The organism is Phyllobacterium pellucidum (genome assembly GCF_013327855.1).
GTDB lineage: Bacteria > Pseudomonadota > Alphaproteobacteria > Rhizobiales > Rhizobiaceae > Phyllobacterium > Phyllobacterium pellucidum.
Map to the genome: position 1 here is coordinate 403,688 of NZ_JABUMX010000003.1, position 26,827 is coordinate 430,514.

At 59.3% G+C, this 26,827-nt stretch carries 29 protein-coding genes; 10 read left to right on the forward strand and 19 right to left on the reverse strand.

Translation table 11 applies throughout. The features are described 5' to 3' along the window. Positions 1-157: 157 nt before the first annotated feature. The 4 genes from HQ945_RS15285 to tesB form a co-directional block, all read right to left on the reverse strand. Positions 158-2,782, reverse strand: coding sequence for a DNA translocase FtsK (locus tag HQ945_RS15285; protein ID WP_174208246.1), 2,625 nt, complete (start codon positions 2,780-2,782; stop codon positions 158-160). A gap of 225 nt (positions 2,783-3,007) precedes the next feature. Further along, the gene (locus tag HQ945_RS15290; RefSeq protein WP_027231017.1) at positions 3,008-4,420 is read right to left on the reverse strand and encodes an ammonium transporter; all 1,413 of its coding nucleotides are present in this window, start codon (positions 4,418-4,420) and stop codon (positions 3,008-3,010) included. Positions 4,421-4,443: 23 nt separating this feature from the next. Beyond that, positions 4,444-4,782 carry a P-II family nitrogen regulator gene (locus HQ945_RS15295; RefSeq protein ID WP_027231016.1) on the reverse strand — a complete coding sequence of 113 codons (339 nt, stop codon included), beginning with the start codon at positions 4,780-4,782 and terminating at the stop codon, positions 4,444-4,446. Positions 4,783-5,029: 247 nt separating this feature from the next. Then, positions 5,030-5,899: an acyl-CoA thioesterase II gene (gene tesB / locus HQ945_RS15300; RefSeq protein ID WP_113279995.1), complete on the reverse strand. Its 870-nt coding sequence runs from the start codon at positions 5,897-5,899 to the stop codon at positions 5,030-5,032. A gap of 96 nt (positions 5,900-5,995) precedes the next feature. Between tesB and HQ945_RS15305 the strand changes: the two genes are divergently transcribed. Then, positions 5,996-7,219 (forward strand): ubiquinone biosynthesis hydroxylase, encoded by a 1,224-nt coding sequence (locus tag HQ945_RS15305; RefSeq protein WP_174208247.1) that lies wholly within the window; start codon positions 5,996-5,998, stop codon positions 7,217-7,219. A 41-nt stretch (positions 7,220-7,260) separates the two neighbouring features. On the opposite strand, the gene HQ945_RS15310 is transcribed toward HQ945_RS15305, so the two are convergent. Continuing rightward, a complete protein-coding gene (locus HQ945_RS15310) occupies positions 7,261-8,301 on the reverse strand; it encodes an aldo/keto reductase (protein WP_113279993.1) in 1,041 nt (346 codons plus the stop codon). Positions 8,302-8,327: 26 nt separating this feature from the next. Beyond that, complete coding sequence (locus HQ945_RS15315) at positions 8,328-8,789, reverse strand: hypothetical protein (protein ID WP_246272692.1); 462 nt, start codon at positions 8,787-8,789, stop codon at positions 8,328-8,330. Positions 8,790-9,012: 223 nt separating this feature from the next. Between HQ945_RS15315 and HQ945_RS15320 the strand changes: the two genes are divergently transcribed. Further along, the gene (locus tag HQ945_RS15320; RefSeq protein WP_027231011.1) at positions 9,013-9,450 is read left to right on the forward strand and encodes an OsmC family protein; all 438 of its coding nucleotides are present in this window, start codon (positions 9,013-9,015) and stop codon (positions 9,448-9,450) included. A 71-nt stretch (positions 9,451-9,521) separates the two neighbouring features. Here HQ945_RS15320 and HQ945_RS15325 read toward each other — a convergent pair whose 3' ends face one another. The 5 genes from HQ945_RS15325 to HQ945_RS15345 all read right to left on the reverse strand — a co-directional run bounded on the left by HQ945_RS15325 (position 9,522) and on the right by HQ945_RS15345 (position 13,810). Further along, the gene (locus HQ945_RS15325; RefSeq protein ID WP_091920854.1) at positions 9,522-10,301 is read right to left on the reverse strand and encodes a succinate dehydrogenase iron-sulfur subunit; all 780 of its coding nucleotides are present in this window, start codon (positions 10,299-10,301) and stop codon (positions 9,522-9,524) included. Between the two features lie 24 nt (positions 10,302-10,325). After that, a complete protein-coding gene (gene sdhA / locus HQ945_RS15330; protein WP_113279991.1) occupies positions 10,326-12,158 on the reverse strand; it encodes a succinate dehydrogenase flavoprotein subunit in 1,833 nt (610 codons plus the stop codon). An 8-nt stretch (positions 12,159-12,166) separates the two neighbouring features. Further along, positions 12,167-12,550 carry a succinate dehydrogenase, hydrophobic membrane anchor protein gene (sdhD, locus tag HQ945_RS15335; protein ID WP_091947627.1) on the reverse strand — a complete coding sequence of 128 codons (384 nt, stop codon included), beginning with the start codon at positions 12,548-12,550 and terminating at the stop codon, positions 12,167-12,169. A gap of 17 nt (positions 12,551-12,567) precedes the next feature. Next, positions 12,568-12,966, reverse strand: coding sequence for a succinate dehydrogenase, cytochrome b556 subunit (sdhC, locus tag HQ945_RS15340; protein WP_113279990.1), 399 nt, complete (start codon positions 12,964-12,966; stop codon positions 12,568-12,570). 370 nt (positions 12,967-13,336) lie between these two features. Then, positions 13,337-13,810, reverse strand: a complete 474-nt coding sequence (locus HQ945_RS15345) for a GNAT family N-acetyltransferase (protein WP_027231006.1) — start codon at positions 13,808-13,810, stop codon at positions 13,337-13,339. A gap of 185 nt (positions 13,811-13,995) precedes the next feature. Here HQ945_RS15345 and HQ945_RS15350 point away from each other — a divergent pair, with 185 nt between their 5' ends. From HQ945_RS15350 to queF, 5 genes are all read left to right on the forward strand, one after another. Then, positions 13,996-14,406, forward strand: a complete 411-nt coding sequence (locus HQ945_RS15350; protein WP_174208248.1) for a hypothetical protein — start codon at positions 13,996-13,998, stop codon at positions 14,404-14,406. Positions 14,407-14,483: 77 nt separating this feature from the next. Next, a complete protein-coding gene (gene queC / locus HQ945_RS15355; RefSeq protein ID WP_113279988.1) occupies positions 14,484-15,194 on the forward strand; it encodes a 7-cyano-7-deazaguanine synthase QueC in 711 nt (236 codons plus the stop codon). Further along, positions 15,191-15,838 carry a 7-carboxy-7-deazaguanine synthase gene (gene queE / locus HQ945_RS15360; RefSeq protein ID WP_113279987.1) on the forward strand — a complete coding sequence of 216 codons (648 nt, stop codon included), beginning with the start codon at positions 15,191-15,193 and terminating at the stop codon, positions 15,836-15,838. Before queC ends, queE begins: the two co-directional genes overlap by 4 nt. 51 nt (positions 15,839-15,889) lie before the next feature. Beyond that, positions 15,890-16,276 carry a 6-pyruvoyl trahydropterin synthase family protein gene (locus HQ945_RS15365; protein ID WP_091920846.1) on the forward strand — a complete coding sequence of 129 codons (387 nt, stop codon included), beginning with the start codon at positions 15,890-15,892 and terminating at the stop codon, positions 16,274-16,276. Beyond that, a complete protein-coding gene (gene queF / locus HQ945_RS15370) occupies positions 16,273-16,734 on the forward strand; it encodes a preQ(1) synthase (protein WP_113279986.1) in 462 nt (153 codons plus the stop codon). The genes HQ945_RS15365 and queF overlap by 4 nt, the downstream gene beginning before the upstream one ends. A 68-nt stretch (positions 16,735-16,802) precedes the next feature. On the opposite strand, the gene leuC is transcribed toward queF, so the two are convergent. From leuC to rimM, 6 genes are all read right to left on the reverse strand, one after another. After that, complete coding sequence (gene leuC / locus HQ945_RS15375; protein WP_113279985.1) at positions 16,803-18,212, reverse strand: 3-isopropylmalate dehydratase large subunit; 1,410 nt, start codon at positions 18,210-18,212, stop codon at positions 16,803-16,805. 130 nt (positions 18,213-18,342) lie between these two features. After that, a complete protein-coding gene (locus HQ945_RS15380) occupies positions 18,343-19,161 on the reverse strand; it encodes an amino acid ABC transporter permease (protein WP_343051241.1) in 819 nt (272 codons plus the stop codon). Then, positions 19,158-19,949: a transporter substrate-binding domain-containing protein gene (locus HQ945_RS15385; RefSeq protein WP_113279983.1), complete on the reverse strand. Its 792-nt coding sequence runs from the start codon at positions 19,947-19,949 to the stop codon at positions 19,158-19,160. The genes HQ945_RS15380 and HQ945_RS15385 overlap by 4 nt, the downstream gene beginning before the upstream one ends. Before the next feature lie 169 nt (positions 19,950-20,118). Continuing rightward, on the reverse strand, positions 20,119-20,565 hold the full coding sequence (rplS, locus tag HQ945_RS15390) for a 50S ribosomal protein L19 (protein WP_027230999.1): 447 nt from the start codon (positions 20,563-20,565) through the stop codon (positions 20,119-20,121). A 205-nt stretch (positions 20,566-20,770) separates the two neighbouring features. After that, the gene (gene trmD / locus HQ945_RS15395; RefSeq protein ID WP_113279982.1) at positions 20,771-21,475 is read right to left on the reverse strand and encodes a tRNA (guanosine(37)-N1)-methyltransferase TrmD; all 705 of its coding nucleotides are present in this window, start codon (positions 21,473-21,475) and stop codon (positions 20,771-20,773) included. Next, entirely contained in the window at positions 21,472-22,053 is a 582-nt protein-coding gene (gene rimM / locus HQ945_RS15400; protein WP_113279981.1) for a ribosome maturation factor RimM, read from the reverse strand. Before rimM ends, trmD begins: the two co-directional genes overlap by 4 nt. Positions 22,054-22,181: 128 nt before the next feature. Between rimM and HQ945_RS15405 the strand changes: the two genes are divergently transcribed. The 3 genes from HQ945_RS15405 to HQ945_RS15415 all read left to right on the forward strand — a co-directional run bounded on the left by HQ945_RS15405 (position 22,182) and on the right by HQ945_RS15415 (position 24,732). Beyond that, complete coding sequence (locus HQ945_RS15405; RefSeq protein ID WP_113279980.1) at positions 22,182-23,138, forward strand: tyrosine recombinase XerC; 957 nt, start codon at positions 22,182-22,184, stop codon at positions 23,136-23,138. 82 nt (positions 23,139-23,220) lie between these two features. Beyond that, positions 23,221-24,288, forward strand: coding sequence for a TraB/GumN family protein (locus tag HQ945_RS15410; protein WP_113279979.1), 1,068 nt, complete (start codon positions 23,221-23,223; stop codon positions 24,286-24,288). Between the two features lie 117 nt (positions 24,289-24,405). After that, on the forward strand, positions 24,406-24,732 hold the full coding sequence (locus HQ945_RS15415; protein ID WP_175585032.1) for a hypothetical protein: 327 nt from the start codon (positions 24,406-24,408) through the stop codon (positions 24,730-24,732). Positions 24,733-24,804: 72 nt separating this feature from the next. Here HQ945_RS15415 and lpdA read toward each other — a convergent pair whose 3' ends face one another. Together lpdA and HQ945_RS15425 are read right to left on the reverse strand one after the other, a co-directional pair. Next, positions 24,805-26,208, reverse strand: coding sequence for a dihydrolipoyl dehydrogenase (gene lpdA, locus HQ945_RS15420; protein WP_113279978.1), 1,404 nt, complete (start codon positions 26,206-26,208; stop codon positions 24,805-24,807). 47 nt (positions 26,209-26,255) lie between these two features. Next, positions 26,256-26,780 carry a hypothetical protein gene (locus tag HQ945_RS15425; RefSeq protein ID WP_113279977.1) on the reverse strand — a complete coding sequence of 175 codons (525 nt, stop codon included), beginning with the start codon at positions 26,778-26,780 and terminating at the stop codon, positions 26,256-26,258. Positions 26,781-26,827 lie beyond the last annotated feature (47 nt).

The window sequence follows — 26,827 nt, forward strand, 5'->3', positions numbered from 1 at the left end:
TGGCTAAGAAACGGCACAAAACCGTTTCCGTTCCTCAATGTGAGCCAGGTAAGGACGTTACGTAACCGCCCTGCCCCTTACAGATAGGAACTCACCGGGCAGCATTCCATAACGCCGCAAATTCTTGGTGTTACGGCACGCGCCTAGCATCACGTTCCTAGAACTCGTCATCCTGTGTCGGCACGAGAATTTCGCGCTTTCCAGCATGATTCGCCGGGCCGACCAGACCCTCCTGCTCCATGCGCTCGATAATGGAAGCGGCACGGTTGTAGCCAATGCCGAGCCTGCGCTGAATATAGCTCGTTGACGCCTTCTTGTCGCGCAGGACGACGGCGACCGCCTGATCGTAGGGATCGTCCGAATCTTCGAGATTGCTCGTTCCGGCCGGACCGGCACCTTCGTCCTCGTCATCCTCTTCGGTAATCGAATCGAGATATTCCGGCACGCCCTGCAGCTTCAAATGCTGGACGATCTTCTCCACTTCATCGTCGCCGACGAACGGGCCGTGCACGCGCTGGATGCGGCCACCGCCGGCCATGTAGAGCATGTCGCCCATGCCGAGCAGTTGCTCGCCGCCCTGCTCGCCAAGGATCGTGCGGCTATCGATCTTCGACGTGACCTGGAAGGAGATGCGGGTCGGGAAGTTTGCCTTGATCGTGCCGGTGATGACGTCGACAGAAGGGCGCTGCGTTGCCATGATCACATGGATACCCGCAGCGCGCGCCATCTGCGCGAGGCGCTGGACCGCTCCCTCGATATCCTTGCCGGCGACCATCATCAAATCGGCCATTTCGTCGATGATGACGACGATATAGGGCATGGGCTTCAAGTCGAGCTCCTCCGTCTCATAGACGGCCTCGCCGGTCGCCCGGTCGAAGCCGGTCTGGACCGTCCGGGCGATGCGCTCGCCCTTCTTCTGTGCCTGTTCGACGCGCTGGTTGAAGCCGTCAATGTTGCGCACGCCCACCTTCGACATCTTGCGGTAGCGGTCTTCCATCTCCTTGACCGTCCACTTCAACGCGACGACCGCTTTCTTCGGATCGGTGACAACGGGCGTCAAAAGATGCGGGATGCCATCATAAATCGACAGCTCCAGCATCTTCGGGTCGATCATGATGAGACGGCATTGCTCCGGCGTCATGCGATAGAGCAGCGACAGGATCATGGTATTGATGGCGACGGATTTGCCTGAGCCCGTCGTGCCGGCGACGAGAAGGTGCGGCATCTTCGCAAGGTCGGCAATGACTGCCTCGCCATTGATTGTCTTGCCGAGTGCAAGCGCGAGCTTGGTCTTCGTCTGTTCGAAATCCCGGCTCGCCAGCAATTCCCTGAGATAAACCACCTCGCGTGTCTGGTTCGGCAATTCGATGCCGATGGCATTGCGGCCGGGAACAACCGCGACGCGCGCGGCGATGGCGCTCATCGAGCGGGCGATATCGTCGGCAAGCGTGATGACCCGCGACGACTTGATGCCTGGTGCGGGCTCAAGCTCGTAGAGCGTGACGACCGGGCCGGGGCGAACGTGGATAATCTCGCCGCGCACGCCGAAATCCTCCAGCACGCCCTCAAGCAGCCGCGCATTCTGCTCAAGCGCTTCCTTCGAAAGGCTCGGATTGCGGACGACATTCTTCGGCTCGCTGAGGAAATGCAGGGACGGCATCTCGAAGTCATCCGACTTGATCAGCGAAGTCTGCGCTTCACGTTGAACACGCGCACCAGCCTTCGGTGCAGGCGCTGGGGTATCGATTCGCGCCGTCACCGGCCGTGCCGGAGCAGACCGTGCCGGGGCGGCCTGCGGCGCCCAGTCGTCATCGTCTTCGTCGTCATCACTGAATGCTACTGGATCAAATCGCGCCGAGCGTGCGTCGAAATCGTCGTTTCCGATGTCGATCGAAGGAGCCTGTATGCGCGGCGCCGCATCGCCAAAGCCGGGCTCACGGCGGACGCCGTTCGCACTGGCTTTTTGCTTGCTGCCTCCAACGTCGTCGAGGAAGTCATCGGCCCGCTGGCGTCCGCGCAGATTGCCTGCGCCGCTATGGCCGGTCAGGCGTCGGAATAGTGCCTTTGCGCTAAGAAACCAGTGGGTCAAGGCGCCGAGGGCAAGCAGACCACCGCCTTCGCGATCGTCCTCATCGTCGTCCTCGTCATCATAATCGTCTTCATCGGCGACGTGGCGCGTCGATTTCTTGGCGACCGGCGGCTCGCTGTCGCGATAGATAATGCCACTGGCAAAAGCGAACACCCAGAGGCTCGGCAATATGAGCACGGCAACGACGATCATTGCCAATCCGCCCCTGGGAAACGTGCCGATAAAAATTGCCGGTATCTTGAGCACCATATCGCCGAAGACACCGCCGAGGCCTATCGGCATTGGCCAGCTTGAGGGTATGGCGAAGCAACCGGCCATCGCCGCAGCCATCAGCGAGGCGCAGAACCAGGCGACGGCGCGCTTCGGCATGCGGTCGATGCTGCGGCCGGCAACGAGAAAGCCGCCCCAGAAGAGCGCGGGCATCAAAGCCACTACCATGGAAAGGCCGAAGAACTGCATACCGAGATCGGCGAACACGGCGCCCGGATAGCCCAGCGCATTATGAACGGGATTGGACGTCGCGTGACTGAAACTCGGATCAAGCACATTCCATGTCGCGAGGCTTCCCACGGCGAACGCCACGAAGCCAAACAGCGCCAGCCCCCAGAGCAGGAGAATCTGCCGCCGGAATATGGTGGTCAACCCGTGCCGTTCGCCATCGATGGCATAAGAGGCTGAATATCCTTGACGCATGAATGCTTGCCCCGCGTGAATGCATGCCCAGCGGCTGAGCCCCAGCCGCAGATTTGATTCTCACGTTAAGATGCCGATGGTTAAGGGGGCATTAACCATGGGAAGCAGTGGGCCAAATTTGCTTCTACTGGCATTGTGACAAGTTTGACCCAAAACGAAATGGGCCCGGAATTTCCGGGCCCATCACACTCATTTGTTAGTACGGCAATGTGCCGCTTCTGCCGATTACATATGGTATGCGGCTTCACCGTGCGAGGTAAGGTCGAGACCTTCGCGCTCGGACTCAGGCGATGCACGCAGACCGATGACCAGGTCGACGATCTTGTAAAGGATCGCACTGCCGATGCCCGACCACAGCAGCGTCACGAGAACGCCCTTGAACTGTGCCCAGAGCTGGGTTGCGGTGCCGGCATAGGAAGCGGCAAAGTCGGCGGTCGAATAGTCGACGATGCCAGCGCCACCAAGAGCCGGGTTGACAAGGATACCGGTTCCAAGCGCGCCGATGATGCCGCCGACGCAGTGGATGCCGAAGACGTCGAGGCTGTCATCATAGTCGAACTTGTTCTTCACCACGGCTACGAAGAAGTAGCAGACCAAAGTGACGAAAGCGCCGAGGACGATTGCACCCATCGGGCCGACGAAGCCAGCGGCGGGCGTTACCGCAACGAGACCGGCAACGGCACCAGAAGCTGCACCGAGCATCGAGGCCTTGCCGCGCAGCCAACCTTCGAGGATGATCCACATGACCGCAGCTGCGGCCGTGGCGACGAAGGTGTTGATCATGGCAAGTCCGGCATAGGCATTGGCTTCCAGATTGGAGCCGGCATTGAAACCGAACCAGCCCACCCACAGCAGCGAGGCGCCGATCATGGTCATCGTCATCGAGTGCGGTGCCATGATGTCCTTCTTGTACCCGGCACGCTTGCCGATCATCAGGGCGCCCACAAGACCTGCAATGCCGGCATTGATGTGAACGACGGTACCACCGGCGAAGTCGATTGCGCCGAAGCCGAAGATCAGGCCGGATGGGTCGGAATAGGCGCTCGGGCCACCCCAGAACCAGACCATATGCGCGATCGGGAAGTAAACGAACGTTACCCAAAGGATGACGAAGAGGATCACGGCCGAGAACTTGACGCGTTCAGCGAAGGCGCCGACGATCAGCGCCGGCGTGATGCAGGCAAAGGTCATCTGGAAGCAGACATAGACCAGTTCGGGAATGGCGACGCCTTTGGAGAAGGTTTCCGACATCGTGGTTACGTCGACGCCGGAAAGAAACGCCTTGGAAAAGCCGCCGACAAAGGCATTACCGGGGGTGAAGGCAAGGCTGTAGCCGTAGAACACCCAGATCAGCATGACGACCGCTGTGATCGTGAACACCTGCATGAGTACCGACAGCATGTTCTTGGCGCGGACGAGACCACCATAGAACAGGGCAAGGCCGGGAATGGTCATGAGCAGCACAAGGACGGTCGAGATCATCATCCAGGTGGTGTCGCCCTTGTCGACCGTCATGGCGGGCGCTGCAGCCGGAGCGGCTTCCTGGGCGAAGGCGGCGATCGCGCCGAACGCTGAAAGCGCCAGCGACCCCAGAAGGGTAGTGCGCGCCGCAGATTTCAAACTTGGCAGAATTGTCATTATTATCTCCTTGAACCCCTAAATCACAGCGCGTCGGTATTGGTTTCGCCGGTGCGGATACGAACAGCCTGTTCGATGCTGAGGACGAATATCTTGCCGTCACCGATCTGGCCGGTCTTGGCGGCCGTGGTGATGGCTTCAACCGCGGTGTCGACGAGCTCTGACGCGACTGCGATTTCGATCTTCAGCTTGGGAAGAAAGCTGACCGCATATTCGGCCCCGCGATAAATTTCGGTGTGCCCCTTCTGGCGGCCATATCCCTTCACTTCGGTGACGGTCAGGCCCTGGATGCCGACAGCGGTGAGGGCTTCACGCACCTCATCCAGCTTGAACGGCTTGATGATAGCCATCACAATTTTCATTCAACTACCCCTGCGCTAGCGCGGCACCTTCAGAGTGGAATTACCTGAAGGCATAACCGCGTTGGACCCATCGCCTCAAGCATGCGCCATTGGTGACTGGTCAGGAGTATTCAAGTTCCGTGCCAGAATCACATGAGAGATTTAAGTCATTGATATTTAATGTTTATTTTTCACAAATTAGTACTATTGCACATTTTTCCATGCGCGCTGATTAAATAATAGGCAAATGTAAGTGGCTGGTTAAATCTCACACCTTTGCATGCACACGAATTAGGCCTTCTTGCGCCGTCGAGGCGATGAGGGTGCCGTCACGGCCATAAAGAGTGCCCCGGGTAAGGCCCCGTGCGCCTGATGCGCTGGGGCTGTCTGCCGTGTAAAGCAGCCAGTCGTCGAAGTTGCAGGGGCGGTGGAACCACATGGCGTGATCAAGGCTGGCGACCTGGAGGTCGCGGTCGAATATCGAGCGCCCATGCGCGTAAAGCGATGTATCGAGCAGGGTCATGTCGGAAAGATAGGCGAGAACGGCTGCCTGCACTGCCCGGTCGGCCGGCACGGGACCCGTCGTCTTGATCCATACATTTTGCTCCGGCGGCAGTTTCTCGCGCGAGAAATAATGCGTCAGCGACAACGGTTTCAATTCAATGGGACGATCCTGCTCCCAATATCTGCGAATATTTTCAGGTGCATTCTGCAGGTACTGTTGCTTCAGATCCTTGTCGCTTATCAATTGCTCCGGCGGTGTAATATCGAGCGGACGGGGAACCTGATGCTCCAGGCCGCCCTCCTCGATCTGGAAGGAGGCTTCAAGCGAAAAGATCGCATGCCCATGCTGTATTGCGACCACACGCCTGGTCGTGAAGCTGGAACCATCGCGGATGCGATCGACTTCATAGATGATGGGTACTTTCGGGTCGCCGGCACGCATGAAATAGCCGTGAAGGGAATGAACATGGCGCGATGAATCGACCGTCCGCTGCCCGGCGACCAGAGCCTGACCGATGACCTGTCCGCCGAAGACGCGTTGCCAGCCGACCTGCGGACTGCGACCTCGAAACAGGTTGTGTTCAAGCGTCTCAAGGTCGAGTATGGACAAAAGCTCTTTCATGGCTTTGGACATGGACGGTCATCTCCCTACGAGGCGTTTTACCTGACGCTTGCAACAGGAACGGACCGACAAGTCAAGCGTTTGCAGTGGCGGCAAGAGGAGGCAAACATGGCGCAACGAACCACCGATATTATCATAGCCGGTGCAGGCTATGTCGGCCTTGCAACTGCCGTCGCCCTCAAATCTTCTGCCGCTCATCTTGGCGTCACTGTCATTGACGCGGCGCCCAAGGGTGTCTGGCGCAATGATGCGCGTGCCTCGGCTATTGCAGCCGCGGCGAGTCGCATGCTCGACCGCCTTGGCTGCTGGGAAGAGATACTTCCAGAGGCACAGCCTATCACCGAGATGATCGTCACCGATTCGCGCACATCTGACCCCGTGCGCCCGGTGTTCCTCACATTCAATGGCGAGGTAGAGCCTGGCGAGCCTTTCGCTCATATGGTGGAAAATCGCATCCTTAATGCGTCATTGCGCAAGAAGGCCGAAGCGCTTGGCGTTACTTTTATCGAAGGAGCGCCAGTCGAAGGATTCGAACGAGGCGAGGCATATCTCACCGTCCGCCATTCCGGTGACAAAACCCTCGATTCGAGGCTGTTGATTGCCGCTGACGGGGTCAAGTCGCGGCTGCGCGACATGGCGGGCATCAAGACGGTCAATTGGGAATACGGCCAGTCCGGCATCGTCTGCACCGTTAGCCACGAACGGCCGCACCATGGCCGCGCTGAAGAACATTTCCTGCCCGCCGGTCCATTCGCAATCTTGCCGCTCAAGGGCAATCGTTCGTCTCTGGTCTGGACCGAACGGACCGCGGATGCCGAGCGCCTAATACAGGAAGATGATTTTCTTTTCGAAGCAGAGCTTGAGCAGCGTTTCGGGCTCAAGCTTGGCGAACTCCATGTCGAAGGCGGGCGCAAGGCCTTCCCGCTCGGTCTGACCTTGGCGCGCGATTTCGTCAAGCCGCGTTTCGCCCTCGCCGGCGATGCGGCGCATGGCATCCACCCGATCGCCGGACAGGGGCTCAACCTCGGGTTTAAGGATGCGGCAGCGCTGGCCGAAACGATTGTCGATGCGGACCGGCTGGGGCTCGACATTGGCTCGGTGGCCGTACTCGAGCGCTACCAGACGTGGCGACGCTTCGACACGGTGCAGATGGGGGTCACGACCGACGTGCTAAACCGGCTGTTCTCGAATGACAATTTGCCGGTGCGCGCCTTGCGCGATTTTGGCCTCGGCCTTGTCGAACGCATGCCACGCCTCAAGGGATTCTTCATTCGGCAGGCTGCCGGCCTGTCCACCTCTGCGCCAAAGCTGTTGCAGGGTCAGGCAATTTAATGAATGTGCGCGGCATAGGCCGCGCACATTCCGGGCAAAAATCAGAGCGGCCGCGGAAAGCGGCGATGAATAGCTTCGATCTCCGTCAGGATCTCCGGCGAGAGCGTTAAGTCCGCCGCACCGATATCAACCTTCAACTGCTCCATCGTCGTCGCGCCAATTATGACCGCGGTCATGAATGGCCGTGTCAGAGCAAAGGCGATGCCGAGCTGCGCCACATCGACACCATGCTTGTGCGCGAGATCGATATAGGCCCGCACCGCCGGCGCCGAATGCTCATTGTTGCGCCACAGGCCGCCCGGCTGGATCGAGCCGCGGGTTCCGTCAGGAACCTTGCCGTCGAGATACTTGCCGGTGAGAACGCCGGACGCCAGCGAGGAATAGGCGAGCAGGCCAACGTCTTCATGATGGCTGAGTTCGGCAAGGTCGAGATCGAAGGCGCGCTGCAGCAAGCCATATTCGTTCTGCACCGAGGCGACGCGCGGCAGCTCCTTCCGTTCGGAAAGCTTGAGCCACTGGCCAATGCCCCAAGCGGTTTCGTTGGAAAGACCGATGTGCCGGATCTTGCCCTCCTTGACCATATCGTTGAGGCCCTGCAACGCATCCTCGATCTGGATGGGCACCTCGGCCTTGTTCTGGGTGTGCGGCGCATAGTGCCAGCCATTGCCGAAATGATAGTGGCCGCGGGCGGCGTAATGCACTTGATAGAGATCGATGTAATCGGTCTGCAGGCGCTGGAGGCTGCCCTCCACGGCTTCGCGGACCGAACGCCGGCTCGGCTTGGCACCATCTCGGATCCAGCCATTGCCGCCACCGGAGATCTTCGTGGCGAGGACAAACTTGTCGCGCTTGCCGGTCTTCTTGAACCACGTGCCGATATAGGTCTCGGTCTTGCCATAGGTCGCGGGACTCGCCGGTATGGCGTAGACCTCCGCCGTATCCATGAAATTGATCCCGTTATCGAGCGCATAGTCGATCTGTCGATGTGCGTCTTCTTCGGTGTTCTGCACGCCCCAGGTCATGGTGCCGAGGCAAATTTCCGTGACGTCTATATCCGTCCGGCCAAGCTTTTTCAGTTTCACGGGGTTTTCCTGTTCGGTGTCGTTGATCAGTTGACTTGAAAGCCAAGCCTTTGCCTGAGCTTTCTGACCCGCTGCTTGTAGTGCTGTGTGGGAGGCACGGCCGCAGCGGTCTCTTCCAGCATATCAAGCAATTCGCACTTTTCCACTTCGCTCAATCTTTGATTGATGAAAGGCGTGGTTTTTTCAATCACCCTGACTGTATCGCCGATCTGGTCGCATGCCCATCGTGCATAGATGACCGCTTCGTCAACCTGCAGGGAATTTGTGACCTTGAGCAGGACTTTTCTGACCGCTCCGGTATGCCGATCGTCGATCATCTCGTCTTCCGAGACAATAGCTAGAATTATGGTAGCGGCAGCATGCACCGGATCGTTGATTGCAGTGAGCGGCGAATTCTCCGCCTGCATCCTGATTTTTCGGCGCCGGAAATGGCCCCTTATCCGCCCGGCCTCATCGGCGATGTCGCTCGCCGCCCTGCCCAGGAACATGAGCCTGTACCACCAGAAAACCCCGCCGCCCAGCAACCCGAGCACAAGCAGAACAATATGCATGATCCAAAAATCCCGCCTAAATTGGCAATCTCTACGTCAAGGCAGGCGCTGGGTAAATTAGTCGATGGAATAATGCCGGGCGGTGGTTATGATGGAAACACCGTGCCGTTTGCGCGGAGCGCTTTTCGATATCACTCCAGATCAAATCAGGGAGATACCAATGGACAGACAGGCAACCGCAATCTGGAAGGGAACTCTCACGGAAGGTTCGGGCACACTCGACACACAAAGCGGTGCGCTCAAGAGCCTGCCCTATAATTTCAAGGCGCGTTTTCAGGACGAAAGCGGCACGTCCGGCACCAACCCGGAGGAATTGCTGGCAGCGGCGCATGCCGGGTGCTTTGCAATGCAATTGTCCCATTTCCTCGCCGAGAACGGCACGCCCGCCGAGAACCTCGACGCCAAGGCCAAGGTGACAATCAGCCCTGCGGCCGGCGGCGGCTTCGAGATCACCAAGAGCGCTCTTACCCTCGTCGGAACAGTTCCGGGTATTGATGACGCGACGTTCGCCAAGCTCGCCGCACAGGCCAAGGCGACCTGCCCGCTTTCGAAGGCGCTCGGTGCCATCGAAGTAACGCTGGACGCCAAGCTGGGATAAATCTGAAACCCAAGCAATAAATGAAACGGGCGCTCAAGGCGCCCGTTTCTCTAGGTTCAACGGCAGTAGCCTCAGATCCGGCGTTCCACCATCATCTTCTTGATTTCGGCGATGGCCTTTGCGGGGTTTAGCCCCTTCGGACAAGTCTGCGCGCAATTCATGATCGTGTGGCAGCGATAGAGCCGGAACGGGTCCTCGAGGTTGTCGAGGCGCTCGCCCGTCGCCTCATCGCGGCTGTCGATGAGCCAGCGATAGGCCTGCAGCAGCACGGCCGGTCCAAGATAACGGTCGCCGTTCCACCAATAGCTGGGGCACGATGTCGAGCAGCAGGCACACAAGATGCACTCATAGAGGCCGTCCAGCTTGGCACGGTCCTCGTGGCTCTGCAGCCATTCCTTGGCGGGTTCCGGCGAGACCGTCTTGAGCCAGGGTTCTATCGAACGATGCTGTGCATAGAAGTTGGAAAGATCCGGCACCAGATCCTTCACCACCGGCAGATGCGGCAGCGGATAGATTTTTACCGGTCCCTTGATCTCGTCCATGCCCTTGGTGCAGGCGAGCGTATTGGTGCCATCGATATTCATCGCGCAGGAGCCGCAAATGCCTTCGCGGCAGGAGCGGCGGAGTGTCAGCGTCGGATCGATCTTATTCTTGATCCACAGCAGTCCGTCGAGGACCATAGGCCCGCAATCGTCGAGATCGACATAATACGTATCGATACGCGGGTTTTCGCCATCATCCGGCGACCAGCGATAGATACGATACTCACGCAGATTGTTGGCGCCCTGCGGCCTGTCCCAGGTCTTGCCCGGACGCATCTGCGAGTTCTTGGGAAGTGCAAGTTCAACCATGATGCCCTAAAGCCTTTCCCTTGCTCAGTAAACGCGCGCCTTAGGCGCGATCTTGGCGAGGCTGATGCCCCCATCCTCTTCCCGGACCAGCGGGTCGAGATGGACCGGGCGGTAGCCGAGCGTGACCTTGCCATCCGGAGCCAGCCAGGCAAGGCTGTGCTTGCGCCAGTTGACGTCATCGCGACTGGGGAAATCCTCGTGCGCGTGGGCACCCCGGCTTTCCTTGCGCGCCTCGGCGGCAACGACGGTCGTCAGGGCATTCGCCATCAGGTTTTCGAGTTCGAGCGTTTCGACGAGATCCGAGTTCCAGATCATCGAACGGTCGGTTACCTTGATATCCGGCAGCTCGCTCCAAATCTTTTCCATGCGTTCCACACCGGACTTCAGCGATTCGGACGTCCGGAAAACGGCAGCGTCCTCCTGCATGGTGCGCTGCATCTTCTCGCGCAGTACCGCTGTCGGCGCTCCGCCGCTGGCGTGGCGCAGGCGATCGAACCGATCCATGATCCTGTCGACGGAGGCGCCGTTGATGTCGGGCACCTTGGCATTGCGGTCGATCACCTCGCCGGCGCGGATCGCCGCAGCGCGACCGAAGACGACAAGGTCGATCAGCGAGTTGGAGCCAAGGCGATTGGCTCCGTGGACCGAAGCGCAACCCGCCTCGCCGACCGCCATCAGACCAGGCTGGATACGGTCGGGATCTGCTGCGGTCGGGTTCAGTGCTTCACCCCAATAATTGGTCGGAATGCCGCCCATATTGTAGTGGACCGTCGGCAAGACCGGGATCGGCTCGCGTGTCAGATCAACGCCAGCAAAAATCTTGGCCGATTCCGAAATGCCGGGCAGCCGCTCATGCAGGACGGCCGGATCGAGATGGTCGAGATGCAGGAAGATATGATCCTTGTTCTTGCCGACACCGCGACCCTCGCGGATTTCAAGCGTCATGCAACGCGAAACCACATCGCGTGACGCCAGATCCTTGGCGGATGGGGCATAGCGCTCCATGAATCGCTCGCCTTCGGAATTGACGAGATAGCCGCCCTCACCGCGCGCACCCTCGGTGATCAGGCAGCCGGCGCCATAAATGCCGGTCGGATGGAACTGAACGAACTCCATGTCCTGCAAGGGCAGGCCGGCACGTGCCACCATGCCGCCGCCATCGCCGGTGCAGGTGTGAGCGGAGGTTGCGGAGAAATAGGACCGGCCATAGCCGCCCGTCGCCATCACCACCATCTTCGCCGCGAAGCGATGGATCGTGCCGTCATCGAGATTCCAGGCGACGACGCCGGTAATGGTGCCTTCTTCATCCTGAATGAGATCGAGTGCGAAATATTCGATGAAGAACTGCGCATTGTTGCGCAGGGACTGGCCGTAGAGCGTGTGCAGGATGGCGTGGCCCGTACGGTCAGCTGCGGCGCAGGTGCGCTGCACCGGAGGTCCGTCGCCATAGTTCATCATGTGGCCGCCAAACGGTCGCTGATAGATCTTGCCTTCCTCGGTTCGCGAGAACGGCACGCCGTAGTGCTCGAGTTCATAGACCGCCGCCGGCGCTTCCCGCGCCAGATATTCCATGGCATCGGTGTCGCCGAGCCAGTCGGAGCCCTTGACCGTGTCATACATATGCCACTGCCAGGAATCCGGGCCCATATTGCTGAGCGAGGCGGCGATGCCGCCTTGCGCCGCGACCGTATGCGAGCGGGTGGGGAAGACTTTGGTGATGCATGCCGTCTTGAGGCCCTGCTCGGCCATGCCAAGCGTTGCGCGCAAGCCGGCGCCGCCTGCTCCGACCACGACCACGTCGAACTTGTGGTCAACGAATGTGTAGGCCTTGCCGGCCGTATTTTCTGTAGCTGCCATAATGTGGCTCAGCCTCCAAAGCTCAGCTTGAGGATGGCAAAGATGCTGACGACGCCAACCGCCAGCGTGAAGAAGGTGTTGAGCATCAAAAGGACGATCTTCGACCCTTCGCCATGGACGTAATCTTCAATGATCACCTGCATGCCGAGTCGCATGTGATATAGGGCGGAAATGATCACCATCAACAGGACCAATGCCGTCAGCGGATGGGAAAGCGCGGCTTTGGTCTCAGCATAGCTTGCTCCGTGCAGGGAGAGGATCAGTCCGATAAAAAACAGAAGCAGGGGCACGTTGGCAACGGCCGTCAGCCGTTGGCGCCAGAAGTGCTCGGTGCCTTCCCTGGCGGAACCCAATCCGCGAACCTTGCCGAGCGGCGTGCGCATGTCGCCCATCGTTCCGCCTCCTTGTTCTAGGCTATTGTGAATGCGGCGATCCAGACGAGGACCGTCAGCGTGACCGAAAGAATGAGCGAAGCCCAGGCCATCTTGGTGGTGGTTTCTTTTTCGAGGCCGCGTCCCGTATCCCAAATCAGGTGGCGGATGCCGCCGATCATGTGATGAAGGAGCGCCCAGGTGTAGCCGAGCAGAACCAGAAGACCGAGCCACGAGCCGTAAATCGCATTGACGAAGTTGAAGTAGTCTTCGCCGATCGCAGCCGCGATCAACCACCAGGCAACCAGCAGCGTGCCGACATAAAGCGCCGCACCGGTAACGCGGTGGACGATCGACATGACCATGGTTGGGATTGGCTTGTAGATTTGCAAATGCGGCGACAGGGGCCGGTTTGCATGTATTGATGACTTGCTCATGGCGTTTCCAAATTGAGCGCCTCACCTCGAATGGCGGGCAGGGCCGAAAGGCTGCGAGAGGCAATTTAGAAGGGTTTTAATCCGGTTTTTGCACTGCGTCAAAGCCCTTTCCGCACCCTCATGCTGCGAAATGGCGCCAATAGCAAGCACTTATGGTTTATTCATAAAATTCAATCGTTTAAACCGGCAAAATGGCTCCGTCAATGATAGGAACGCCATTATTGTTCACTGCAAAAAATACTTGAATGAGTCTCTCCAGTTCATATCCCTGACGCCGCCCCGAAGGCACTGCGCAGCTATTTTGGTGGCGACGCAGCCTGTCTCGCGCGCGACGTGTTACACCGCAAAACAACCGTGCGTTGCGGACAATCTATTGATTGCCAAAGCGTATGATGAAGCTTGTCCAGTCGGCCGGCGCCGCGACCTGCTCGTAGAGCTTGCGACCGTCCTCTGGAATGCGCGGCGCATTGAGCGATAGCTTGGTCCAGCCCCGCTCCTCGGCCTTGTCGGCGAGGACATCGATCAATGCCTTGGCGATGCCTTTGCCGCGGTGATCGTGGTGCACGTAGATATGATCGACCTGGCCGGCGCGCATGCCGGAAACCGGCTCCGGCAGATCGTAGAAGATGACAAAGCCCACGAGTTGACCATCGAGGCGCGCACCCGCGATCTCGGCGGCGCGGTCGCGCAACAGGTTTTCGGCGTAATAATCGTCGGGGCGGCGCGGTGCGCCGCGCTTCAATGCTTGAGCGTAGCTGGCGAGCAGGGGCGCGAACTCATGGGCATGGCTAAGATGGAGTTGCGAAATGTCGATTGCGTGTTCGTCGGTGGTCTTCTTGGTCATGTCGGCTTCCATCCCTTGGATCGCACCGGTCGAGCCGGTTTGTTGGCGCCAAGGATTGGTTGATTTGCCGGGCCCGTCAACCAGCAGCGCGGATGAAAATCGATTTGATTAGCGATGGGCAGATGACAATTGTTAATAAAAGATTAATGCTGCGATCAAGGAAGCTAGCCGATGAGGGATGACAAATGTCCTTGATGCAAAGTGTGTTGTTGAAATCGTCAGTTGCATCCGTTGCGCTCGCGCTGTTGCTGGTTCCGCAACTTGCGGCCGCGAACGGCAACACTGCCAGCAACGCCTATGGCGACGAGTACGGCAACGTCGTCCTGCACGAAGAGGGCGGACCAAAGATCATCTTTGTCGGCGCTTCTGCGGCAAAGTCCGATACGCTTGGCCGGGACATCCGTCGACAGGTTCCGGTCTATAAGCGTGGCAAGGGTCCGGCGGTGATCTCGCCTGTCAGCGATCCACGTGTGGTTGGAACTGTTCCACCTCCCAATACGGGCTGTGACAGTCCGCTCGTCATCCAGGGACGCGGCTATATGTATGGCCTCGATTGGGACGAAACGCCCGTTATTGCGCACCCCGGCTGCGAGTAGACCTTTCTGCCAAGAATTGATTTGCCTTGACGAAGCGTGGCCTGTAATGGGGCCGCTTCATTGTAGGATCGTTTCCAATGGCTCGCAGTTCCGATGGCGCACTCGTTCTGTTCTCGGGCGGACAGGATTCCGCCACTTGTCTGGCCTGGGCGCTCTCACGCTTCGAGAGGGTTGAGACGGTGGGCTTCGATTACGGCCAGCGCCACCGCGTCGAGCTCGAGGTACGCGGTGCATTCCGCGAAGCGCTGACAACCGCGTTTCCCGCATGGGGCAAACGTTTGGGTGACGACCATCTGCTGAACGCGTCGATGGTCAACGCGCTTGGCGCTACTGCGATGACGGCTGACATTGCCATTGCCATGGCGGAAAACGGCCTTCCCAACACATTCGTGCCGGGCCGCAACCTCCTTTTCTTCACGCTTGCAGGTGCCCTCGCCTATCGCCGCGGCCTGCGCGTCATCATAGGCGGCATGTGCGAGACGGATTATTCCGGCTATCCGGATTGCCGCGATGATACGCTGAAGGCGCTGCAAGTCGCCCTTTCCCTCGGCCTCGATCGTCGTATCACCATCGAGGCGCCGCTGATGTGGCTCGACAAGGCAGAGACCTTTGCCCTTGCGCAGGAACTTGGCGGCAACCCGCTGCTTGATCTGGTGATCGAGTCCACCCACACCTGTTATCTTGGCGATCGCACGAACCGCTACGCCTGGGGCTACGGGTGCGGAACCTGTCCCGCCTGCGCTCTGCGCGCCGGTGGCTGGAAGAAATTCAAGGCGGAAGCGGCGTGACATACGCGGTCAAGGAAATCTACCTGACGCTCCAAGGCGAGGGCAATCACACCGGCCGCGCCGCCGTGTTCATGCGATTTGCCGGTTGCAACTTGTGGTCCGGTCTTGAGCGGGACCGCGATGAAGCTGTCTGCCAGTTCTGCGATACGGACTTCATCGGCGTCGATGGCCCCGGCGGTGGCAAGTTCAAGACCGCGGATGCCTTGGCGGAGGCGGTGGCGGCGAAGTGGCCCGGTGGCGGCAAGCCTTACGTCATCTGCACGGGGGGCGAGCCACTCCTTCAACTCGACGCGACGCTGATCGATGCGTTTCATGCAAGAGGCTTCGAAGTCGGCATCGAGACCAACGGAACGATCGCCGCGCCTGCAGGGCTCGACTGGATATGCGTTTCACCGAAAGGAACCGCCTCGCTGGTCCAGACTCGCGGCAACGAGCTCAAACTTGTCTATCCGCAGAAGGAGAGCGAAGTTCACCCCTCGCGCTTTACGACGCTTGCCTTCAACCATTTCTATCTGCAACCTCTTGACGTTATCGGTGATCCGGCGCAAACCGCCGCGCATGTGCCATCTGCAGCGGCCTATTGCCTCGCCCATCCGCTTTGGCGGCTGAGCACGCAGACACATAAATTGATCGGCTTGCCTTAGAGACAAGCCTTGGCGGGCGCCTGTATTGCGCCAGAGCTGACCGAGGACAAAATGCGAATTTTTATCGACTTCAACTTTGAAGCGGCGCACCATTTGCCGCATTCCTTTCCCGACGGCCACGTGAACCAGCGGCTGCATGGCCACAGTTTCCGCGCGCGGATCACCCTTGATGGACGACCGGACCCGAAGAGCGGACTGATCACGGACCTCGGCGCAGTGAAATCCTGCGCCGACAGCGCCCGCGAAGAGCTCGATCATCGCTATCTCAATGAAGTCCCGGGGCTAGAGCTACCGACACTCGAGACCATTGCCATATGGCTGTGGCGGCGTGTGGAGCCGGATCTGCCCGCGCTCGTGGAGATCGGCATTTACCGCGACAGTTGTGGCGAGGGCTGCGAATATAATGGCGAGTTCGAGACAAGAAAGGCAGCAGCATGAGCCACTATGCAGATGAGGCAACCATGCTCGGCAAGGATGTCACGATTCCACAGCATCCGGATGAAGCCGTGCTTGATGCCGTCCCTAACCCACAGGCTGGAACGCTGTTTCTCGCGCGCTTCACCTGCCCGGAGTTCACGTCGCTCTGCCCGGTTACCGGCCAGCCCGATTTCGGCCATCTGATGATCGATTATGCGCCCGGTGAGTTCTTGCTGGAATCGAAGTCGCTCAAGCTCTTCCTGTTCAGCTTCCGCAACCACGGCGCATTTCACGAAGATTGTACGGTGGGCATCGGCAAGCGCATAGTCGACGCCATCAAGCCACAATGGCTGCGCATCGGCGGCTACTGGTATCCGCGCGGTGGGATTCCGATCGATGTATTCTGGCAATCGGGGCCGGCACCCGAGGGGCTTTGGCTGCCTGACCAGGGCGTTCAGCCCTATCGCGGGCGGGGCTGAGCTTCAAAAGCCTAAAGGTCGCTGTCGCAAACCGTTGGGCCCTCCCCACCAGGGGAGGGTGAAGGCGATTATTTCCAATCGCGGATGTCGATGAAGTGACCGGCGATCGCCGCCGCTGCGGCCATTGCCGGAGAAACAAGGTGCGTGCGGCCCTTGAAGCCCTGGCGGCCCTCGAAATTGCGGTTCGACGTGGAAGCGCAACGTTCGCCCGGCTTCAGGCGGTCGTCATTCATGGCAAGGCACATGGAGCAACCCGGCTCACGCCAATCGAACCCGGCTTCCTTGAAGATCTTGTCGAGGCCCTCGGCTTCCGCCTGCTGCTTGACGATGCCGGAGCCCGGAACGATCATGGCATCGACGTGCTCGCTGACCTTGCGGCCTTCAACGACCTTGGCGACAGCGCGCAGATCTTCGATGCGGCCATTAGTGCATGACCCGATGAAGACGCGGTCGAGCTTGATGTCGGTGATCGGCGTTCCGGGCTTCAGGCCCATATAATCGAGCGCACGCCACTTCGAGCTGCGCTTCGTCTCATCGGCGATCTCGTCCGGATTGGGCACGGTACCCGTGACGGAGACGACGTCTTCCGGCGACGAACCCCAGGAAACGATGGGCGGAAGTTCCGCCGCATTGAGCACGACAACCTTGTCGAAATGCGCACCCTCGTCGGTGTGAAGCGTCTTCCAATAGTCGATCGCCATGTCCCAGGCCTGGCCCTTCGGCGCGCGCGGCTTGTCCTTGACATAGGCGAAAGTGGTTTCATCCGGCGCTATGAGTCCGGCGCGGGCTCCGCCTTCGATCGACATGTTGCAGATCGTCATGCGGCCTTCCATGGACAGGTCGCGGATCGCCTCGCCAGCATACTCGATGACATAGCCGGTGCCACCGGCGGTGCCGATCTCGCCGATGATGGCAAGAATGATGTCCTTGGCGGTAACGCCTTGCGGCAGCTTGCCGTCGACGCGCACCAGCATGTTCTTGGCCTTTGACTGGATCAGCGTCTGCGTGGCGAGCACGTGCTCGACCTCGGACGTGCCGATGCCATGGGCGAGTGCCCCGAAGGCGCCATGGGTGGAGGTGTGGCTGTCGCCGCAAACGATCGTCATGCCGGGCAGGGTAAAGCCCTGCTCGGGCCCGATGATGTGGACGATGCCCTGGCGAATATCCTTCTCCGAATAATATTCGACGCCGAAATCCGCGGCGTTCTTGGCAAGCGCCTCAACCTGGATGCGGCTTTCTTCGTTCTTGATGCCGTTGACCCGGTCGGGCGAGGTCGGAACATTGTGGTCGACCACGGCAAGCGTCTTTTCCGGATGGCGCACCTTGCGCCCGGTCAGGCGAAGACCTTCGAAGGCCTGCGGGCTTGTCACTTCATGGACAAGATGGCGATCAATATAGAGGAGGCATGTGCCGTCTTCCTGCTGATCGACCAGATGGTCATCCCAAATCTTGTCATAAAGTGTGCGTGGCGCAGTCATAGTTCTATCCTCGGCACGGTTTTGTGCTTTTCAATTATTTCGTGGACATATGCACTTGAGGTCCAGTTACGTCAAGAAACAAGCGAGAAAAGTAATATTCCGGCGACAATGCGCCGCTCTTCGCGCAGGTTCAGCGACGGTCGGACCGCCCCAGTCTTCGTTCGATCCATCGCAATGCAAGGGACAGGCTGATAGTCAGGAGAAGATAGATATAGGCAACGACCGAATAGGTTTCAAAAAAGCGGAATGAACCGGAGGCATAGACTTTTCCCAACTGCGTGACGTCGACCACGCCGAGCACCGAGACCAGCGACGAATCCTTCACCATCGAGATAAAATCATTGCCGTAAGGTGGCAGGATCGTGCGGATGGCCTGTGGCATGACGATCAGCCGGAAGCGCTGCAGCCGCTTGAGACCGAGCGCCTTGGCTGCTTCTATCTGTCCCTTGTCGACCGCCTGGATGCCTGCCCGGAATATCTCGGCAAGAAACGCAGCATAGGCGAGCATCAACGCGATGATCGCGCGCCAAAGCAACGAGAAATCCCGCACCAGGGCAGGTTCGATCAGGCCAGCACTTTGCAGCGGTTGAGAAAGAAAATTCCACAGCGCAACCAGCGCCGGAGCCCCGACAAAAGCTATATAGAACAGCAGCACAAGAAGCGGCACGCCGCGCACGACCTCGACGTAAAAGCGCGCAGCTTGCCTTATTGCGATATGGTCCGAGAGGCTCATGACCGCGAATGCCAGACCGAGCACGGAAGCGAGGCAAAATGCGAGAAGCGACACCCAGACCGTGATCCAGATGCCTTGCGACACGGTCGCGAAGACTTGCCCATAAATCGGGCTGACGAGAATGGCGATGCCGAGCGCGATGGCAATCGTTCCGGCAACAACCAACCACCATGGGAAGTCCGGCTTGACTGCGCGTGAAGGTCTGGCGCTTGTCACTGCCCGAGCTTGTAGTCGAGGAACCATTTCTTGTTGAGCGCTTCGAATGTGCCGTCGGCCTTGAGAGCCGCAATTGCCGCATCGACGGGAGCCTTCAGGTCCGACCCCTTGGGAAATATGAAGCCGAAATCCTCGGCACCAAGCGGCCCGCCGATCAGCTTCAGCTTGCCGCCGGACGCATCGACGTAGCCTTTGCCCGCAGTGCTGTCGGTCAGGACGAGGTCGACGTCACCCGTCTTCAACGCTTCGATTGTCGCGCCGAATGTCTCGAAGAGCTTGATGCGCGGATTCTGCTCATTGCCGTCAAGCACGTTATAGACGGCGACGTAGAAATTGGTCGTCCCCGGCTGCGATCCGACGAGCGTGTCCTTCAACTCGGCAAAGCTCTTCGGATCGGTGAAGCGTTTCTCGTCGCTGCGCACGAGCATGAATTGCTCGGATCGCATATAGGGTTCTGAGAAGTCGATCTTCTGCTTGCGCTCGTCATTGATTGTGATGCCGTCCATGCCGATCTGGTACTGGTTGTCGGACACCGCCTGGATCATCGCGTCCCAACTCGTATTGAGATATTCGACCTGGAAGTTGAGTCGCTTGGCGATCTCGTTCATGGCGTCATATTCCCAACCAATCGGCTTACCGGTCTTGGGATCGACGAACTGCAGAGGCGGGTAGGCGTTCTCGGTAACGACGGCAATCTTCTTGCCGCCAAGGTCAGGCAGGTCTGCTGCAAAAGCGGAAAACGGCAGCGCGGCGAGCATAAGCCCAGCTATCAAAACGGATCGCAACATTATCTCAGCCCCTCATTCGTCTGAAGCGAAACAGATTTCACCTTGGCGATGAGCCGTCAATCCCGCAAGGGTCGCAATACTACCGTCAGTTGTGAACGGGGACAAAATTACTCCGAAAATGAAAAAGGCGGCCCGAAGACCGCCTTGTTCAAATCCATGGAGCCTGCGCTTATTCGGCCGCCGGTGCCTTGGCGACAGTAGCTTCCGAAACGGTCTCGGCAGTGCCGGTAGCCGGAACCGCGGTCTTGCCCTTGCGGTTGTCCTTCTTCTCGGCAATGCGGGCAGCCTTACCAGTCAGGCCACGCAGGTAGTAGAGCTTGGCGCGGCGAACCTTGCCGCGGCGAACGAGCTCAACGCCCTCGACCAACGGGGAATAGATCGGGAAAACGCGCTCGACGCCTTCGCCGTAGGAAATCTTGCGAACCGTAAAGTTCTCGTTGAGGCCAGCGCCGCTGCGGGCGATGCAAACGCCTTCATAGGCCTGGACGCGGGTGCGCGTACCTTCGGTAACGCGTACGTTGACGCGGACCGTGTCGCCCGGCTTGAAATCCGGAAGGGTGCGCTTGGCTTCGATCTTTGCCTTCTGCTCTGCGTCGAGCTGACGAATAATATCCATCGTCTTCATCCTTTACGTTCTTCTCGAACAGTCAGAGCGCTCGGCACTTGGCACGCAGCACATTTGGCCGCGTTTCTATGCCTCAAGGGAGGCAGGAGCGAATTCACCATTCATTGATTAATGGACCCGGATTTTTCCGGAGTTGGCGGGCAGATACACCATTAAAGCCGGTTTGTCACCTCCGTGCGTCAATCTTTTTGCCCAGCTATCGCTTCGTCCGTTTGCCATGGGCATCCCAGAGGTCTTGCCGCCGCTCTCGCGTCAAACGCTCGGCTTCGGCACGCCGCCACTTCTCGATCGCCCCATGGTTGCCGGAAAGGAGAACATCGGGAATACGCCTCCCCTCCCATTCCTGCGGCTTGGTATAATGCGGATGCTCAAGCAATCCCGTCTCGAAACTTTCAGTCTCACCTGACAGCGCATTGCCCATCACCCCGGGCAAAAGCCTTACGACCGCATCGAGAACGACGATTGCAGCGGTTTCGCCGCCGGAAAGAATGTAGTCGCCGATCGAGACCTCCTCGAACTGCCGCGCTTCAATCAGTCTCTCGTCGACGCCCTCGAAGCGCCCGCACAGGATAATGGCACCCGGGCCGTCAGCAAGCTGGCGCACACGCTCTTGCGTGAGCGGCTTGCCGCGCGGGCTCATGAAAAGTTTCGGCCGGCCATCGGCCACGTGATCAACCGCGCGCCCGAGGACATCAGGCTTCATGACCATGCCTGCGCCGCCGCCCGCCGGCGTATCGTCGACCATGCGGTGCTTGTCGGTGGCAAAGTCACGAATTTGCACCGTTTCGAGCGACCAGGCTCCTTCGTTCAGCGCTTTACCGGCAAGCGAGATGCCGAGCGGGCCCGGAAACATTTCGGGATAAAGCGTCAGGACCGTGGCGCGGAACCCCTCCCTGCTCATGGCTTGGTGTTTCCCCCGGATTCTCCCCCGAGTTGCCGCCGCCGCTCTTCGGCCTCGTCGGCGTCGGGAATAAGACCGGCGGCCACGGGATCGATGACGACATGCCCCGCCTTCACGTCCACGCTCGGCACGGCTGCCTGCGTGAACGGAATAAGCATGGGACGCTTGCCCTGGATGGTCAGTTCGAGGAGATCGCCGCCGCCGAAATCGAACATGGCGGACACCTTGCCGAACGTGTTGCCATCGGCGTCTACAGCATCAAGTCCAATCAGGTCGGAATGGTAATACTCATCTTCATCAAGGTCCTGCGGCAACTGCGAACGGTCGATGAACAGCGTCGTGCCGTTAAGCGCTTCCGCCATGTTGCGGTCGTTCACGCCGCGAAAGCGCACGACGACTACGGTTTTCGCCGGACGGATATCGAGAACTTCGAAGGGCCGGCCGGTTTCGTCGTAAAGCATGCCGTAATCGCCAAGCGCCATGGGATCACCGGTGAATGTTTTCACCCTGAGTTCGCCTCGCGTGCCGTGTGCAGCGCCGATCACTGCCAATTGCACCGGATCTTTCAACTTTGCCATGATGTTCCGTACTGACGTTTCGAGTTTTTGGATTAGCCTTTCTACGGCGAAACGCCAAGCAAAACCAGAAACGAACCGGAAAGGACTCCTGTGGCACTGTCGCGGCGATGGCTAAAAGGAGCGATGCAATGGGCGCAGTACCGAAGCCGGCCGAGTTTCTTGTCTCCGCACGGCCGGATCTCGTGGACGCACGCGAGAACTGGCTGAAATCTTTGAAGAACACGCGCCGGCTCGCCGCCAATACGCTCGATGCCTATGAGCGCGATACGCGCCAGTTCTTCCAGTTTCTGACGGGACATCTCGGCGAGCCGCCGGCGCTGAAGGATGTTGCGACGTTGCGGATTGTCGACCTCCGCTCCTTCCTTGCAAGGCGGCGCAATGACGGCGCAGGCGCCCGCACGCTCGGGCGCGGGCTTGCCGGCATACGCTCGTTTCTGCGCTTTCTGGAAAAGCAGGGCATGGCCAATGCCGCCGCATCCATCGCCATCCGTTCGCCCCGCCAGCCAAAATCCCTGCCAAAGCCGCTGACCATGATCGATGCACGGCGGGTTGTGGAAAAAGGCGAACAGCTCAACGAAGAACCCTGGATTGCTGCGCGCAACGCCGCAGTACTGACGCTGCTTTATGGATGCGGCCTGCGTATCTCGGAAGCGCTTGGCCTCGACGGCGGGGCACTCACCGATGCCGACGCGCGTTCCATTCCTATCACCGGCAAGGGCGGCAAGACCCGCATGGTGCCGTTGCTACCCGTCGTGCATCGCGCTGTCGCCGAGTATCGCAAGCTCTGCCCCTATGACCTTGCGGAAGGAACGCCGCTGTTCCGGGGCGCGCGCGGGGGTGAGCTGCATCCCGCGATCATCCAGCGCGACATGCAGAAAATGCGCGGTGCGCTTGGGCTGCCTGATACGGCGACCCCGCACGCACTTCGCCACTCCTTTGCAACGCATCTTCTCGGGCGCGGCGGCGATCTGCGCACCATTCAGGAGCTCCTCGGCCACGCCAGCCTTTCGACGACCCAGGTCTATACCGGTGTCGACAGCGAGCGGCTCCTGGAAATTTACGAAAAGGCGCATCCGCGCGCTTGAAAAGTCGGGGCAATTCATATTCGAGACAATTTGCAGGTAGAGATTAACACTTTCTCGGCAGGCGCATTGGTAAAAGTTCGGCATGGATAATCTGGATATCTTCGTCATATTCGACCGTATAGCAGATCGCCTGCTCCAGTTGCTGGTGGCACTGAGCTGGCTCTTGCTCGCATCGTTCTTCGTCGTTGCCCTTGGCGCAGCGCGCGCCCATGCGGACGATTTAGGCTGTGGAGGCGACGATATTATCGCTGCAATGGCGAAATCCGAGCCCGCCAAGCTTGAAACACTGCAAAAGCAGGCCGCTGCAACTGAGAACGGTACGGGGCTCCTGTGGAAGATTGAAAAGCCCGGCATCAGACCGTCCTATCTTTTCGGAACCATGCATCTTACCGATCCGCGCGTGCTCAAACTGTCGGACGCCACGCAGGCTGCCTATCAGGGCGCCGATACGGTCGTGATCGAAACCGATGAAGTGCTCGATCCCAAGGCGCAATTCAAAGTTCTCACCGAGACCCCTGAACTGATGATGTTCACGGATGCAACCACGCTGGACAAGCTCATTCCGAAGGACAAGGTTGATGCCGTCAAGGCGGCGCTTCAGCAGCGCGGCCTGACACTCGCCGCGGTCAACCGAATGCAGCCCTGGATGCTGACCAGCATGCTCGCCATGCCGGCTTGCGAACTCGCCCGCACCAAGGACGGGACCGCCTTTCTCGACATCAAGCTGGCGCGGGATGCGCAGGCGGCAGGCAAAAAGGTTGCGGGGCTCGAGACGATAAAGGACCAGCTCGGCGCCATGGCGTCGCTACCGATGCAGTTCCATATCGATGGTCTCATGGAAACGCTCGCTCTTGGTCCACGACTGAACGACATCTTCGAGACGATGACCGTCCTCTACACGAAGGGCGAAATCGGCATGATCTTCCCGCTGATGCGCTCCGTCTCGCCCGATGGCATCGAAAGCGGCAGCAGCTACGCCGCCTTTGAGGAAACGATGGTCAATGCCCGCAACCGCGTCATGGCTGATCGGGCTTCTTCGATAATAGATCAGGGTAGTGCCTTTATCGCCGTGGGCGCCCTCCACCTTCCGGGCAAGGATGGGCTCGTTTCGTTGCTGCGAAACAAGGGCTATAAGGTGAGCGCGGAGTAACCGCGATCGCTCGAGCATGTGTGCATCGCAGCATAAGCGGGCGGCTTTTTGGAACTTATTTGAAAAGCAGCCGTTTTCCTTCCATTGGACGCCCTGAAACGTCATGGAGGACACGAAATGACCTATGATCCGAACCTGCAGCAACGGCCGATTGAAACTGAACCTTTGAACCCGAGAGCGACTGCTAAGTCGAGCTCAGGCGGTTTTCTTATCGCTGGTATTCTAATCGCTGCACTGATCGTTGGCGGCTATTTCTATCTGAACAGCGGTAGCAACGAGATGACCGCGCCGGCACCGACTGCGCCCGCTACCACAACAGCTCCGGAACCGGCAAAGCCTGAACCGAACGCGATGGCTCCGGCAACGCCAGCACCGGCACCTGCCGAAACTGCTCCGGCCCCGACGACCACGCCGGCACCGGCTGCTCCGGCACCTGCCCAGTAAGTTTAAGTATCACGATGAATGCAAAAAAGGCCCGGATACCCGGGCCTTTTTCGTAACCTTAGGGATGCACCATCACATGTGAATAGCTTTGGCGAAGGTCGCAAGCGCGGCTTCGCGAACAGCCTCGGACATGGTCGGGTGGGCATGCGTGGTCCGTGCCAGATCTTCCGAAGAACCGCCGAATTCCATGAGCACGGTCGCTTCGTGGATCATCTCTCCGGCGCCATAACCGAGTATGTGCACGCCGAGAACCTTGTCGCTGGCCTTGTCAGCCAAAATCTTGACGAAACCGTCGGTGTGGAGCATGGCGCGGGCGCGTCCGTTGGCGGTGAAAGGGAACTTGCCGACCTTGTAGTCGATGCCGGCCGCCTTCAATTCTTCCTCGGTCTTACCCACAGACGCGACTTCCGGTTGGGTATAGACGACGCTCGGGATCGCATCATAATTCACATGGCCCGCCTGCCCTGCGAGGATTTCCGCAACGGCAATACCTTCGTCCTCGGCCTTGTGCGCCAGCATCGGCCCGGCGACGACGTCGCCGATCGCGTAGATGCCCGCAACGTTGGTCTGCCAATGATCGTTGATCGCGACGCGCCCGCGCTCGGTGGCAATCCCGGCTTCTTCAAGACCGAGCGCGTCGGTATAGGGCCGGCGCCCCGTGGAAACGAGTACCGCATCGGCCTCCAACGTCTGGGGGTCGCCGCCCTTTACCGGTTCGAAGGTAACTTTCGCGCCCTTCCCGGCTTTCTCGACGCCCGTGACCTTTGCGCCCATCCTGAACTCGATGCCCTGCTTTTCGAGCATGCGCTGGAACTGCTTGGACACCTCACCGTCCATCGGCCCGAGAATCTTGTCCAGATATTCGACGACAGTCACCTTCGATCCGAGACGGCTCCAAACCGATCCGAGTTCGAGGCCGATGACGCCGCCCCCGACAACGATCAGGCTTTCGGGGACCTTCTGAAATTCGAGCGCACCCGTCGACGAGACAATGACCTTTTCGTCGAAATCGACATTTACACCCGGAATGCCCGCGACGTCCGAGCCGGTGGCTATCACGATGTTCTTCGTCTCGATCTCCTGGACCGTGCCGTCGTCAGCGGTCACCGAAACTTTGCCGGCGCCGATGATCTTGCCCGTACCAATGAAGGCATCGATCTTGTTCTTCTTGAACAGGAACGCGACGCCGTTGACGTTGGCGTCAACCGTCGCATCCTTGTGCGCCAGCATGGCCGGCAAGTTCAGCTTCAGCGTACCGACTTCGACGCCGAGGGTGGCATGGGAATGGCCGGCCTCGTGAAACACTTCGGACGCATGCAGCAGAGCCTTTGAGGGGATGCAGCCGATATTCAGGCAGGTGCCGCCAAAGGTGGCGCGCTTCTCGACCACCGCGGTCTTCAGGCCAAGCTGCGCAGCTTTGATCGCGCAGACATAGCCACCCGGACCCGTTCCGATGACGACGACATCATATGCCATAACTCAATCCTTCTCTTGTGACGCTGTGCGCGATCCGCCCGGCGCGATTACTGCTCGGGCACGCATTCTTTGAAACGAAAGACTTCCCAGGGAAAAGCTTCGACAGGCTTGTCGAGCTTGAAATTGTAGCGGGTCATGGCGCTGGTAAGGTCCGGCAGCAGCAAGGCCTGCGCCGCAGGTTCCTTGGCCTTGGGCAGGAGGTCCGCGTCGGCCCCCTCGGTCAGCGCATAGATGACGCCCTGCCAAACGGTGCAGGTATCAAGCTCCTCACCGGTCTTCGCGGGCGGACATTTATAGGAGATCGTCCCATTCGGCCGGGCAACTTCTTCGGTCCAGGCAACGACGCCATCAAGCCGAAGATCGGTTTCGTTCAACTGAAGCGAAAACTCGTTGGAGGCATCCTCCGCATCATCGGGAACACGCTTGAAGGTCAGCGTATAGTCGTCGTCCTTGTCGGTATAGACGGCACGATCCTGCGTGCACGCGGCAAAGACCGGCGTTGCGAGCAGCGGCATGCTCGCTGCAAGAACAGCGGCGAGATGCAGACGGTGGAGACGTTTCAGTGACCCCATCAGTTCTTGCTCGCCTGCTGCGTTGCGAGCTTGATGCCTAGCCCGAT